This is a genomic window from Bacillus sp. OV166, assembly GCF_900177675.1.
GTDB lineage: Bacteria > Bacillota > Bacilli > Bacillales > Cytobacillaceae > Neobacillus.
Map to the genome: position 1 here is coordinate 3,291,604 of NZ_FXWM01000001.1, position 13,340 is coordinate 3,304,943.

The 13,340-nt window shown below is 46.1% G+C and carries 14 protein-coding genes; all 14 read left to right on the plus strand.

All coding sequences use genetic code 11. The features are described 5' to 3' along the window. Nucleotides 1–21 precede the first annotated feature (21 nt). A complete protein-coding gene (locus CCK98_RS16090; RefSeq protein ID WP_088087490.1) occupies nucleotides 22–957 on the plus strand; it encodes a sirohydrochlorin chelatase in 936 nt (311 codons plus the stop codon). Further along, complete coding sequence (gene cobK / locus CCK98_RS16095) at nucleotides 954–1,751, plus strand: precorrin-6A reductase (RefSeq protein WP_088087491.1); 798 nt, start codon at nucleotides 954–956, stop codon at nucleotides 1,749–1,751. The genes CCK98_RS16090 and cobK overlap by 4 nt, the downstream gene beginning before the upstream one ends. 17 nt (nucleotides 1,752–1,768) lie before the next feature. Continuing rightward, nucleotides 1,769–2,416, plus strand: a complete 648-nt coding sequence (locus CCK98_RS16100; RefSeq protein ID WP_088087492.1) for a precorrin-8X methylmutase — start codon at nucleotides 1,769–1,771, stop codon at nucleotides 2,414–2,416. A gap of 3 nt (nucleotides 2,417–2,419) precedes the next feature. Next, complete coding sequence (locus CCK98_RS16105) at nucleotides 2,420–3,523, plus strand: cobalt-precorrin-5B (C(1))-methyltransferase (RefSeq protein WP_088087493.1); 1,104 nt, start codon at nucleotides 2,420–2,422, stop codon at nucleotides 3,521–3,523. Then, nucleotides 3,510–4,715 (plus strand): precorrin-6y C5,15-methyltransferase (decarboxylating) subunit CbiE, encoded by a 1,206-nt coding sequence (gene cbiE, locus CCK98_RS16110; protein ID WP_088087494.1) that lies wholly within the window; start codon nucleotides 3,510–3,512, stop codon nucleotides 4,713–4,715. Before CCK98_RS16105 ends, cbiE begins: the two co-directional genes overlap by 14 nt. A 2-nt stretch (nucleotides 4,716–4,717) precedes the next feature. Continuing rightward, a complete protein-coding gene (gene cobI, locus CCK98_RS16115) occupies nucleotides 4,718–5,419 on the plus strand; it encodes a precorrin-2 C(20)-methyltransferase (RefSeq protein ID WP_088087495.1) in 702 nt (233 codons plus the stop codon). Then, a complete protein-coding gene (gene cobM, locus CCK98_RS16120) occupies nucleotides 5,416–6,189 on the plus strand; it encodes a precorrin-4 C(11)-methyltransferase (RefSeq protein WP_088087496.1) in 774 nt (257 codons plus the stop codon). The genes cobI and cobM overlap by 4 nt, the downstream gene beginning before the upstream one ends. Beyond that, nucleotides 6,189–7,310, plus strand: coding sequence for a cobalt-precorrin 5A hydrolase (locus tag CCK98_RS16125; RefSeq protein ID WP_088087497.1), 1,122 nt, complete (start codon nucleotides 6,189–6,191; stop codon nucleotides 7,308–7,310). The genes cobM and CCK98_RS16125 overlap by 1 nt, the downstream gene beginning before the upstream one ends. 18 nt (nucleotides 7,311–7,328) lie before the next feature. Further along, on the plus strand, nucleotides 7,329–8,699 hold the full coding sequence (locus CCK98_RS16130) for a cobyrinate a,c-diamide synthase (RefSeq protein WP_088087498.1): 1,371 nt from the start codon (nucleotides 7,329–7,331) through the stop codon (nucleotides 8,697–8,699). Next, nucleotides 8,692–10,212: a cobyric acid synthase gene (locus CCK98_RS16135; RefSeq protein WP_088087499.1), complete on the plus strand. Its 1,521-nt coding sequence runs from the start codon at nucleotides 8,692–8,694 to the stop codon at nucleotides 10,210–10,212. Before CCK98_RS16130 ends, CCK98_RS16135 begins: the two co-directional genes overlap by 8 nt. 84 nt (nucleotides 10,213–10,296) lie before the next feature. Further along, nucleotides 10,297–11,082, plus strand: coding sequence for a uroporphyrinogen-III C-methyltransferase (gene cobA / locus CCK98_RS16140; RefSeq protein ID WP_088087500.1), 786 nt, complete (start codon nucleotides 10,297–10,299; stop codon nucleotides 11,080–11,082). A gap of 1 nt (nucleotide 11,083) precedes the next feature. After that, nucleotides 11,084–11,653, plus strand: a complete 570-nt coding sequence (locus tag CCK98_RS16145; protein WP_088087501.1) for a nitroreductase — start codon at nucleotides 11,084–11,086, stop codon at nucleotides 11,651–11,653. Nucleotides 11,654–11,668: 15 nt separating this feature from the next. Next, nucleotides 11,669–12,226 (plus strand): cob(I)yrinic acid a,c-diamide adenosyltransferase, encoded by a 558-nt coding sequence (gene cobO / locus CCK98_RS16150; protein ID WP_088087502.1) that lies wholly within the window; start codon nucleotides 11,669–11,671, stop codon nucleotides 12,224–12,226. A gap of 146 nt (nucleotides 12,227–12,372) precedes the next feature. Beyond that, complete coding sequence (locus CCK98_RS16155; protein WP_088087503.1) at nucleotides 12,373–13,248, plus strand: kinase; 876 nt, start codon at nucleotides 12,373–12,375, stop codon at nucleotides 13,246–13,248. The last annotated feature ends 92 nt before the right edge of the window (nucleotides 13,249–13,340 follow it).

Consider the following 13,340-nt stretch of genomic DNA (forward strand, 5'->3'; position numbering starts at 1 on the left):
AAACAAAGGGGAGGAAATATTTTGAAAGCAATTTTATTTGTGGGGCATGGGAGCAGAGATCAAGAGGGAAATCAGCAGGTTCGCGAGTTCATCCGTGAGATGAGAAAGACTTGGGACGATTCTTTCCTGGTGGAGACGTGCTTTTTAGAATTTGAACGACCAACCATTAATCAAGGAATCGATCTGTGTGTGGAGAAAGGGGCCGACCATATTGTCGTGATTCCAATCATGCTCTTACAGGCAGGACACTCCAAAATTCATATTCCAGCAGCTATTGATGAGGCGAAGAATAAATATCCACTTGTTCAATTTACTTATGGCCGGCCAATTGGAGTTCATGAGGAAACATTTGAAATTCTAAAAACGAGATTAATGGAAATTGGCGAGAATTTAGAATCCATCGAAGACGATACGGCTGTCCTTTTGTTAGGACGGGGCGGAAGCGATCCCGATGCGAATAGCGATTTATATAAAATTGCTAGATTACTATGGGAAAAAACAAACTATAAAATCGTCGAACCTGCTTTTATGGGGGTGACCAATCCCCTTGTGAACGAAGGGATTGAGCGCTGTATTAAGCTTGGAGCAAAAAAAGTGGTAATCCTGCCTTACTTTCTATTCACCGGCATCCTGATTAAACGGTTAGAAGAAATGATGGTTCCTATTCAAAATCAATATTCCGCGGTTGAATTTCTGTTGGCTGACTATTTTGGTTATCATCCAAAATTACAGACGATTTTAATCGATCGGGTGGAAGAAGCCCTCCGTGATGAGGTGAAGATGAACTGCGATACCTGCCAATACCGTCTCAATGTGATGGAACATATCGATCATCACCACCACCATGATCATGATCACGATCATCATCACGGCCATGACCATCACCATCATGACCATGCCCACGACCATCACCATGATCACGAACATGCAGAGCAAAAGGCAGGAGATAGAGGATGATTTTCGTATTAGCCGGTACAAGTGATGCACGAGCCCTTGCTTTAGAAATAAAAAAGGAGGGCTTCGATCTCTTGGCCTCCGTTGTCACAGAAAATGCAGCGGTTGAATTAAGGGAGTCAGGGATACCTGTTCAAGTAGGAAGATTAACGGATGAAGACATGGTGGGGTTGATTGAAACAAAAGGGATTCTAGCGGTTGTCGATGCCAGTCATCCATTTGCGGAAGAAGCTTCGAAAAACGCAATCAAGGCGGCCCAAACGGCGGGAATCCCCTATATCCGGTATGAACGGGAGTCACAAACTTTTCAATATGACAACATGATAGTCGTCGAAAGCTACCAGGAAGCAGCGGAGCTTGCATTGGCCAAAAAAGGCGTGGTGATGCTGACGACTGGCAGCAAGACGCTTCAAATTTTCACAGAAAAACTATTAGGAAACCCGGACATCCGCTTGATCGCCAGGATGCTTCCTCGTGTGGATAATATGGAAAAATGTGAGCAGCTAGGGCTGCTGCAGAAAAATATTGTTGCGATCCAGGGACCATTTTCAAAAGAGTTCGACAAAGCCCTATATAAGCAATATGGCGTGACCTTAATGGTGACGAAAGAGAGCGGGAAAGTCGGATCGGTCGATGAAAAGGTGGAAGCGGCCAAGGAACTGGGGATTGAGGTCATCCTTATTGGCCGCCCGAAACTGAATTATGTCACCGTCTATGCTAATTTTATTGATGTCATCGCAGAATTAGATAAAAGGATTGGTTCCACACCAACCGTCACAACAGAACAATCATTTTAAATACAGGAGTGAGAGAAATGGATTTTCGTACCGAATTTAAACCGTTAACCGTCCAACCGGAACAGATCGAAGGAAGAAGTTTTGAAATGATTAATGAAGAAATTGGGGAGCACCCGTTTACCGAGGAGCAATATCCGATTGTCCAGCGCATCATCCATGCATCCGCTGATTTTGAACTCGGGAAAAGCGTCCTCTTTCATCCTGATGCTATTCAGTCCGGCATCCGTGCGATTCGGAGCGGGAAAATGGTAGTTGCCGATGTTCAAATGATTCAAAGCGGGGCTAATAAAGCGCGAATTCAAAAATTCGGCGGAGAAATCAAGGTCTATATTTCTGACCCGGATGTGGTACAAGAAGCCAAACGGTTAAATACCACACGGGCAATTATTTCGATGCGAAAAGCGATCAAAGAAGCGGACGGCGGCATTTTTGCCATCGGGAACGCCCCAACCGCCTTACTCGAACTCATCCGCCTGATTAAAGAAGGAGAAGCGAAACCAGGTCTTGTCATTGGTCTACCAGTTGGGTTTGTTTCCGCCGCTGAGTCAAAAGAAGAATTAGCCAAGCTCGATATCCCATTCATCACCAATATTGGCAGGAAAGGCGGCAGTACCGTGACTGTTGCTGCATTAAACGCCATTTCCATTATGGCTGAACGGGGATAACCCATGCAGGAAGTACCAAAAGGAAAGCTGCGGGAAGGATATACGACAGGGGCCTGTGCAACGGCGACAACAAAAGCGGCGCTAACGGCATTAATAACCGGTGAGCCGCAAACAGAATCGACCATTTACTTGCCCGTCAAGCGGTTTGCAACCTTTCAGATAGAAAGCTGTGAGGTGACGGAACAAACGGCTACCGCCAGTACGATTAAAGACGCGGGGGATGACCCGGATGCCACCCACAGGGCCTTAATCGTTTCCACCGTGTCATGGCTCGATGAACCAGGTATCGTCCTTGACGGGGGAATTGGGGTTGGCCGGGTCACAAAGGACGGATTGCCCGTTCCTGTTGGCGAAGCCGCGATTAACCCCGTTCCCCGCAGGATGATCCGTGAGACGGCCGAAGGGGTATTAAAAGAATTCGGGATTACGAGAGGGATTAAGATCGTCATTTCCGTACCAGCCGGTGAAGAAATCGCCAAAAAAACACTCAATGGACGCTTAGGAATCATTGGCGGGATTTCTATCCTCGGTACCCGAGGGATTGTCGTTCCTTTTTCCACAGCGGCCTATAAGGCCAGCATCATCCAGGCTATTAGTGTTGCCCGGGCCAGTGGCTGCGAGCACGTTGTCATTACAACAGGCGGGCGGAGCGAGAAGAATGCCATGAAGCAATTCCCCGAGCTGTCTGAGGAAGCTTTTATCGAAATGGGTGACTTTGTCGGGTTCACCCTTAAACAATGCAAGAAGCAAGGGGTAAAAAGAGTGTCGATGGTCGGCATGATGGGAAAATTCTCAAAGGTGGCAATGGGGATCATGATGGTCCACTCGAAAAGTGCTCCGGTAGATTTTGACTTTTTAGCGGAGGTGGCAAGCCGTACCGGTGCTGATGCCGCTCTGGTTGAGCAAATTCGAACGGCCAATACGGCATCACAGGTTGGCGATATGATGACAGCACAGGGCCATCTTTCCTTTTTCGAAATGCTAAGCGACCATTGCTGCCTTGCTGCGTTAAAGGAAGTCGATGGCGGGATCGATATAGATACGACCCTTTATACCATTAAGGGGGAAATGTTAGGAAAGGTGGTGCGAAAGAATGGCATCAATTAAAATGATCGGCATCGGAGACGAAGGGAAAGTCAGCCTGCTCCCGATGTACGAAAAGTGGATTAATGAAAGTGAACTATTAATAGGAGGAAAGAGACAGCTTTCTTTTTTTCCTGAATTCGCCGGCGAAAAAATGGCGATTGAAGGCGGGCTTTCTTCACTTGTCGAACGGTTGCAGTCGGAGACGAGAAACGTAGTGATTCTAGCTTCTGGAGACCCGTTGTTCTATGGAATTGGAAGCTACTTATCTTCTAAAATCGATTTGGATATTTATCCATATTTAAGTTCGATCCAGCTTGCTTTTGCCAGAATGAAAGAAAGATGGCAGGATGTGTATTTCACTAGCGTTCACGGCAGGAGTATAAAAGGGCTGGCCCAGCGGGTGGATGGAAAAAAAACGGTCGCAATCTTAACCGACACGGAAAATTCCCCGAATAAAATCGCTCAGTATTTGCTTTCCTTTGGCATGACTGAATATGAGGCGTTTGTGGGAGAGAACCTTGGCAGTGACAAGGAACGATGCTGCTGGTTTACCCTTGATGAAATGAAGGATGAAGAGTTTTCACCGCTCAATGTGGTGATTCTCAAGAAAAAGGGGGAAAGCTCGCATTGGCCGATTGGCATTGACGATGCGGAGTTTTTTCAGCGCAAACCGGATAAGGGCTTAATTACCAAAAAGGAAATTCGCACACTAAGCATTAGTGCCCTAAGGTTAATGGAAGACAGTACGGTTTGGGATATTGGGACATGCACAGGTTCTGTTGCGATTGAGGCAGCGAAAATCGCCAGGGAAGGACAAGTGTTTGCCATCGAAAAGAACGAGGGCGACTTGGAAAACTGTAAGCAAAATTTAGCTAAGTTTCGTGTGGATGCAACATTTCTTCACGGGAAAGCACCAGAGGGATTAGATACCTTCCCAGATCCGGATGCGGTTTTTATTGGCGGGACGGCAGGCGGAATGGAAGACATTTTGGATATTTGCTGCAGCCGCTTGAAAGCGTGTGGACGCATTGTCTTAAATGCCGTCACGATTGAAAATCTTTCCGAAGCGATGATGGCGTTTAAAGAGCGGGGATATGAGACGAACATTACTCTTGCGCAAATATCCAGAAGTAAGCCCATTTTGAATCTGACAAGATTTGATGCATTAAATCCGATTTACATAATAGAAGCATGGCGCAAGGAAGGGGAGTAAACATGTTAGGTACATTATACGGCCTTGGGGTTGGCCCGGGGGATCCAGAGCTCATTACCGTTAAGGCGTTTCGTAAATTAAAGGAATCACCAGTGATTGCCTATCCGAAAAAACAAAAGGGCAGCAAAAGTTATGCCCATCGAATCATTGATGTCTATTTTCAGCCGAACGAAAAAGAAATGCTGGGCCTTGTCTTTCCGATGACAAAGGATCCAGCCACTTTGGAAAGAAAATGGACGGAAACCGTGGAAAATGTGTGGGAGAAACTGCAGGATGGAAAGGATGTCGCTTTTGTTACTGAAGGGGATCCTCTTTTATACAGCACGTTTATTCATATGATGCGTTTGATGCAGGAAAAGTATCCGCAGGTTCCGATTGAAGTCGTTCCGGGGATTTCGTCCATTAATGGGGCGGCTTCTAGGCTGGGAATTCCATTGGCAGATGGGGATGAGCATGTGGCGATTGTTCCAGCACGGGATGACTATGAAAACATGAAAAAAGTCATTCAAGACAATGATTGTGTCATATTTATAAAAGTAGCGAAAGTCATTGATTTAATGCTGGAAGTATTACGTGATTTAGATTTGCTTGACAAGGCTTCAGTCGTCACAAAGGTAACGTCGGATGAGGAGATTATTTGGCGGGCAGATGAGCTCGAAGGAGCGGAGCTTGAATACTTAACATTAATGGTGGTGAGAAAATGAAGCTTTATATCATTGGTGCCGGACCAGGCGATCCTGATTTAATCACGGTAAAAGGTCTTCAGCATCTTAAGCAGGCAGATGTCATTCTTTATGCAGATTCTCTTGTAAACGAAGACTTAATTGCCAAAGCGAAACCTTCCGCCGAAATATTAAAAACGGCCGGGATGCACTTAGAAGAAATGGTCAACGTCATGGCTGACCGAATTCATCAAGGGAAAAAGGTCGTTCGTGTCCACACGGGCGATCCGGCTGTCTATGGGGCGATTATGGAACAAATCGTCTTGTTAAAGAAGAAAGGAATCGAAGTAGAGATTGTTCCGGGTGTGAGTTCTGTGTTTGCAGCCGCCGCGGCCGCGCAAGCCGAGCTGACGATTCCTGATTTAACGCAAACCGTAATCCTGACAAGAGCTGAAGGCAGGACACCTGTGCCAGAATTTGAAAAGCTGGCGGATTTAGCCAAACATCATTGCACGATTGCGCTTTTCTTAAGTGCGACGTTAACGAAAAAGCTTGTCAAGGAATTGACCGGGGCTGGCTGGAGCATGGATACCCCTGTTGCGGTCGTTTATAAAGCCTCGTGGCCGGATCAAAAAATTGTCCGGACCACACTGGAACGCTTGGACGAAGATATGCGAGTAAACGGAATTCGTAAACAGGCGATGATCTTAGCCGGCTGGGCGCTAGATGAAAACATTCACGAACAAGATTATCGTTCCAAGCTGTATGACAAAACATTTACACATGGATTCCGCCGGGGGGTGGACTCGTAATGATCGAGCTTCAGGAAGCGCAAAAGGCGGTCATTCAGCAGAAGGGTGACTATGCCGTTGTTGCGATTACAAAGCATGGGGTCGAACTGGCCCGCAAGCTGGGACATTCGTTTCAACATGCCGATGTGTACTATATGGCGAAGTTTGAAAAAGGAGATGAGCGGAACAAGGATATCCAGTTATTCACCGGAAGCGTTCGCCTTCTTCTGCCCTCTCTTTTCGAGGCCTATAAGGGGCTGATCATCATCATTTCCCTTGGAGCTGTGGTCCGAATGATTGCGCCTATTTTAAAGGATAAAAAAACAGATCCTGCCGTTGTCGTTATCGACGATAAGGGTGAACATGTGATCAGCGTACTGTCAGGCCATATCGGCGGTGCCAATGAACTAACGAAAGAAGTGGCGGCCGCCCTACAGGCCCGTCCCATTATTACCACCGCTTCAGATGTACAGGAAACGATTGCGGTTGATTTGTTCGGAAAACGGTTTGGCTGGATTTGGGACTCGGCTGAAAAGCTGACGCCCGTTAGCGCTTCGGTTGTGAACGAAGAAAAAATCGCCGTGGTTCAGGAGTCAGGTGAAAAAGGCTGGTGGCCATATGGCCGCCCGCTCCCGGGAAATATTCAGCCGTATTCAACAATCCAAGAAGCGCTGGCCGCAAAGCCGGATGCAGCCTTAGTAGTAACCCATCGGAATTTATCCGAGGACGAAACGGAGATTTTACATAATGGTGTTTTATATCGACCAAAGGTGATTGTCCTTGGAATGGGCTGCAACCGCGGAACCACTCGTGCTGAAATCGAAGCAGTTATCGACGAAACGCTTGAGGAATTAGGGTTTTCGAAAAAAAGTGTCAAAGCGGTTTGCACGATTGATCTAAAACAGGATGAAGCGGGGCTGCTCGAAGTGGTGAATAAAAACCGCTGGGAGTTTATTTATTACACACCAGCTGAATTGAATGCCATTGAACTTCAGAACCCTTCTGAAACGGTTTTTAAATATACCGGTGCGTACGGTGTCAGTGAGCCGGCCGCCTTATTGTACAGCGGTGCGGAACAGTTAGCGCTAATGAAGAAGAAATCAGGTAATGTCACCATTTCAGTAGCGGTCATTCCCCATTGATGGAGGAGGGAAAAGAAGATGTCAAATCGCAGACTTGTGATTGCAGGAACAGGCAGCGGTGTCGGAAAAACGACTCTGACCATTGGGCTGATGTCTGCTTTAAGGAAAAAAGGTTATACCGTCCAGGGCTTTAAATGCGGTCCAGATTATATCGACCCGACCTATCATACGGCCGTCACGGGAAGAACGTCAAGAAACATTGACAGCTGGATGCTCAACCACGAGATGGTCAAAGAGATTGTTAACCGCGCAAGTGTTGGGGCGGATATTTCCGTTATCGAGGGGGTAATGGGATTCTTTGATGGGAAAAATCCACTTAACAATACGGGCTCCACTGCCGAAATCAGTCTCATCACCGAAAGTCCTGTTATTTTGGTCGTGAATTGTGCCAGTATGGCCCGTAGTGCGGCGGCCATTGTGAAGGGATTTCAAACGTTACTGGAAGAAGCCAATATTGTCGGGGTGATCGCCAATCGGGTAGGGAGCGAAGGGCATTTTAAAATCGTTCAAACCGCGATTGAGCAAGAATGCGGTATTCCCGTCCTTGGCTATTTGAAAAGAAACGAGGAACTCTCGATTCCGGAACGGCATTTAGGGTTGATACCCTCCGTTGAACGGGGAGAATTGGATCCATTTTTTGAGCAGCTTGGTGATTTAGTGCTTGAAACCATCGATGTAGATTCTTTATATGAGCTAGCGAAAGCTTCCCCTTTAAAGGTAAACGAATCTCAGTTTAAGAGACAAAAGCAGGCAGCTGTAAAAATCGCAGTCGCACGAGATGCCGCCTTTAACTTTTACTATCAGGAAAACCTCGACATGTTAGCAGCCGCCGGAGCAGAGCTGATCGAGTTCTCTCCATTAAAGGGTGAATGCCTGCCGGAACAAGTCGATGGCTTGTATATCGGCGGCGGGTTCCCAGAGGAATTTGCCGAGGAGCTGACCAAACAAACCGATGTAAAGGACTCGATTCGATCGGCCATTGAAAAAGGATTGCCAACCTTGGCGGAATGCGGTGGGTTTATGTACTTAACCGAATCGTTGGAAACAACGGATGAAACGAGTTACAAAATGGTCGGGATCATTCCCGGAAAGGTGAAAATGCAGAAAAAACTAGCGGCTTTGGGATACCGTGAGATCACCGCAGAAGGAGAAAATTTCTTGTTAGCGGGTAATCTGAGTGCAAGAGGTCATGAATTTCACTACTCTACCTTTCATTCGAGAACGGATTTTGACCCGGCCTACCAAACGAAAGGAATGCGCGGGTTTAAGCAGGAGGGCTATCGGAAAGGGAATTTAATTGCAGGTTATACCCATTTTCATTTTGGCTCATGCCCCGAGCTTGTGGAAAATTGGGTGAAGAAATGTAAGGAGTTCAAAGAAAATGGTTAAAGCTCTTCCACTTATGTTTCAAGGTACCAATTCGGATGTCGGCAAAAGTGTTGTCGTAACGGCCTTTTGCCGGATTTTCGCCCAGGACGGATATAAAACAGTTCCGTTTAAATCACAAAATATGGCGTTAAATTCCTATATCACCGTGGACGGAAAAGAAATCGGCAGAGCACAGGGAGTTCAGGCCGAAGCCGCAGGGATTCAGGCAACTACTGATGTGAACCCGATTCTACTAAAACCGAACCGAGATAACCAATCGCAAATTGTCGTCCATGGTAAACCATTTAAGAATATGGAAGCAGGAAGGTACCGCCGGGAATTCTTTCAAACGGGATTGGAACTAATTCAAAAATCACTCTCCACCCTGTCCCAAAATTATGAACGGATTGTCATTGAAGGCGCAGGCAGTCCGGCCGAGATTAATCTGAATGACCGGGAAATGGTCAATATGCGCGTCGCCAAAATGGCGGATGCCCCTGTGATCTTAATTGGGGATATCGAAAAAGGCGGAGTGTTTGCTAGTTTAGTAGGAACCCTCCAACTGATGGAACCAGCGGACCGCGACCGAGTGATAGGCGTGATCATCAATAAATTCCGCGGCGATATCCGCCTGCTAGAATCCGGTTTAACGTGGTTTGAGGAGTATTCAGGTAAACCCGTTCTCGGCGTGATTCCTTACTTGGAGAATCTAAATATTGATGCCGAGGATTCAGTGATTTTAAATCAATATACCTCCACTCAAAATACTGAAAAAGAATTGGATATCGTGGTGATTCAGTATCCGAAAATCTCCAATTTCACCGATGTCGACCCGTTTTTTGCCGAGCCCGATTGTCATGTCCGTTTTATAACGAGAGCGGATCAATTACATGACCCAGATTTAGTGATTCTCCCAGGTAGCAAAAATACAATTGAAGATTTGCTGTTTTTAAGAAAGAGCGGCATCGCTCAAAAAATAGCAGAATATCAGAAAAAGAAACACTCCGTTCTTTTCGGGATCTGCGGCGGCTATCAAATGCTCGGTGAAAAAATTGAGGATCCTTTAGCGATCGAGTCGCTCCATCAAGAAATCGAAGGTCTTCAGTTACTGCCAATTGAAACGACCATTACGAAAGAAAAGACGACGATCCTATCAAATGGGATGCTGCATCTTTTCGGAAAAAACTTTCATGTGACAGGTTACGAGATTCATATGGGCGAAACCTTGGCTACAGGAGTGTCCCAAGGGCTTATTTTTACGAATGAAAAATGGGATGGCTGCCATTCTTCAGATGAAAACATCATTGGTACTTATTTTCATGGGATATTCCATAATGATGAATTTCGCGAGGAATTGCTTAATCAGATCCGACGCAAAAAGGGGTTGGAGCCCATCCACAAGCGCCCATCTTTTAACCAATTGAGGGAAGAAGCGTTTGACCGGCTGGCAGAACATGTTAGGGAACATGTAAAACTCAATGTCATTGAACAATTAATGAAGGATTACCAAAAAGGGGGATCACCCAATGAATAGCGTAAAAACAGCCATCAAGCCTCTCACTCTTTTGGCAAGGGAAATCTGTGAGACAGCAGCGGATCGTAGGAAAGGAGCGAGAAGATGACAAATGGGAAAGTGTATCTTGTTGGTGCTGGACCAGGAGACCCTAAGCTGATTACGGTTTATGGGATGGAGTGTATCCAGCAGGCGGATGTGATTTTATATGACCGCTTAGTAAATGAGGAACTGCTGAAATATGCAAAGGCGGAGGCAGAGCTGATATTTTGCGGCAAACAGCCAGGAAGACATCAGATCATTCAAGATCAAATTCACGAGCTGTTAATTGAAAAAGCCAGTCAGGGCAAGACTGTCACCAGATTAAAAGGAGGCGATCCCTGTATTTTCGGCCGTGTCGGTGAAGAAGCGGAAATTCTCGCGGAACATGGGATCCGCTATGAAATGGTGCCGGGGATTACAGCTGGTATTGCAGCGCCTGCTTATGCCGGAATTCCGGTGACCCACCGCGATTATGCTTCCTCCTTCGCGATCGTCACTGGCCACAGCCGAGCGGAAAAGGATGAGGATCAATTAAATTGGCCAGCCCTCGCTCAAGGAATCGATACGATTGCCTTTTATATGGGAATTGGGAATTTACCTTATATTGTTTCGAGATTAATCGAGAACGGAAAAAGCCCTGATACGAAAGCCGCCATTATCCAATGGGGGACCACGGCCAAGCAGAAGACGGTGACCGGAAGTTTAAAGGATATCGAAGTCCGGGTCCTTGAAGCCGGGATTACTCATCCGGCGATTGTTCTGGTGGGTGATGTGGTCGGCCTGCGCGAGAAATTACGCTGGTTTCAAGAGGCAGAAGAAAAACAAATTGTTGGAATAGGGAGGGACTAAGATGTCGATTATAGCGGAAATCAAAAATCGAAGAGCGATCCGTGATTATGCGGCTCGAGAGGTCGAAGACGAAAAGATTCACAGCTTATTAGAAGCAGCGACATGGGCACCGAATGACCGGATGCGGGAACCATGGAGTTTTTATGTCATCAAAGGCGAAGCTAAAAAACGATATGAGGCGTTGGCCTATGAATATTTACAGGAACGCTTTCCAACCAAACCAAATTTAATCGAAAGCTCCTTAAAAGTGCTGAAAACCACACCGGTTCATATTGTCGTTACAGCCGACATCGTTCAAGAAGATGAAGAGGCCTCTGCCGACAATGAATATGCCGTATGCTGCGCAATCCATTCGATGTGGCTTGCCGCCAAAGAATTGGGATTAGGGCTGGTCTGGAGGACAAGGGGCGTCGGACTTGTTCGCGACCAACGAATGGTTGAGTTTATTGGATCACCCGAAAACAAGAAAATTATCGGAAATTTGTTTATCGGTTATCCCGATCCAGAAGTATTAAAAAAGGCGAAAGTGCCGGCTCGGACATCCTTTGAAGAAAAAACAGTCTGGCTGTAACGAGGAGTGAAACGGATGGAAAAGTTAACAGAAAACAAAGCAAAACGCGGTCTTACATTAGTTTATACCGGTGATGGAAAAGGGAAAACGACGGCAGCTCTTGGGCTCGCTGTCCGTGCCGCTGGGCGGGGAAAACGGGTGCTCATGATTCAATTTATTAAATCACCTGATCGAACGTACGGAGAAAAAATTACGTTCGAAAAATTGGGGATTGAAATTGTGCAGACAGGAGTCGGCTTTACGTGGACGAAAACACCGGAGGAACATCGGGAAGCCCTAAAAACAGCGTGGGCGTTAACGAAAGAAAAGGTACTGTTTGGCGGCTACGATGTTGTCATTTTAGATGAACTGAATAATGCGCTCGCGATTGATAAATTCCCGATTGACGATGTCCTTCCGTTGACAGAAGTACTGGAGTTGATTCAGCACCGCCCCAAGGGGATGCATCTGGTCATTACCGGACGGTCTGCCAAAGAGGAGATCATCACTTGCGCTGATTTAGTAACCGAAATGAAGCCCGTAAAGCACTATTATAATGAAGGAATTCCTGCCGTGAAGGGAATTGAGTTTTAATGGTCTACATTGAAAAATTTGGACATGGCGGCATTTTACTGACGGCCCGACAGTTGTTTCGTAAAGATTCTATTTCGGTGTACCTTCTGAGCGGGCAAAGATGGGCAAACCGTTGCGGACATTGAAGGCCTAGGGAGTCTAATTATATGAAACTAGGAAAAGGAAGCTGCAATGGAACATTTGGAGAATTGGTCCAAGGAATCATTGGTGATCGCCCTTATTTAATCACTCTGCCGATATCGAGTTTAAGAAGTGAGGCTAGGTTTATTCCAGATCCAATCGTTAACGGAATAAGAGTGGCAGACTCAAAAGTAAAAGCTCAAAGAGCAGGGGAATGGTTATTCCAACTGTTTGGGGTAAAGGGCGGCGGGGATCTCGAGATACGCTCTAATATCCCAGTTGGTAAAGGTCTGGCCAGCAGTTCAGCAGATATTGTTGCTGCATTAAGAGCAATTGCTGACAGCTATAGTCTTCCGCTCACAAATGAAATGATCTCAATGATTGCCGCAAAAGTGGAACCTACCGATGGGGTAATGTATGAGGAAGTCGTGGTCTATGACTATATTCACGGTCAGCTGATTGAGAGCTTTGGGGCCTTACCCCCATTCATCCTCGTTGGTATCGACCTTGGGGGTATAATCAACACAATTGAATTTAATGAAGTTCCGAAAGAGTACAGCCAGAACGATCAACAGCAATTTATGAAAGCCTATGATCTGGTTACAAAAGGGTTTAAGGAGAAAAATTTAACTTATATTGGGGAGGCAGCAACCCTCAGTGCACGGGTGAATCAAAAAATATTGCCAAAGCCTGTTTTTCCTTTATTAGATCAGCTGGCCCATCGCTATCAGGGTGGAATCGTTGTCGCCCACAGTGGAACGGTCGCGGGAATTTTACTAGATGGAAATCTTCCAAACGGTGATGAGGTGGTTTCACACTTATTTAGGGAAATGTCACTCGCTTTCAAGGGTGTTCCTATAAATTTATTTCATTATGAAAGCAGGGAAAAGATAATAATTTGAAAGATTCCCAAAATCGATGTGGGCGATTGCTGCAGGTAATACGGCAAGTTTTATGCCAGTTGTATTAGGGATCATCTTTATTAGATGAAACG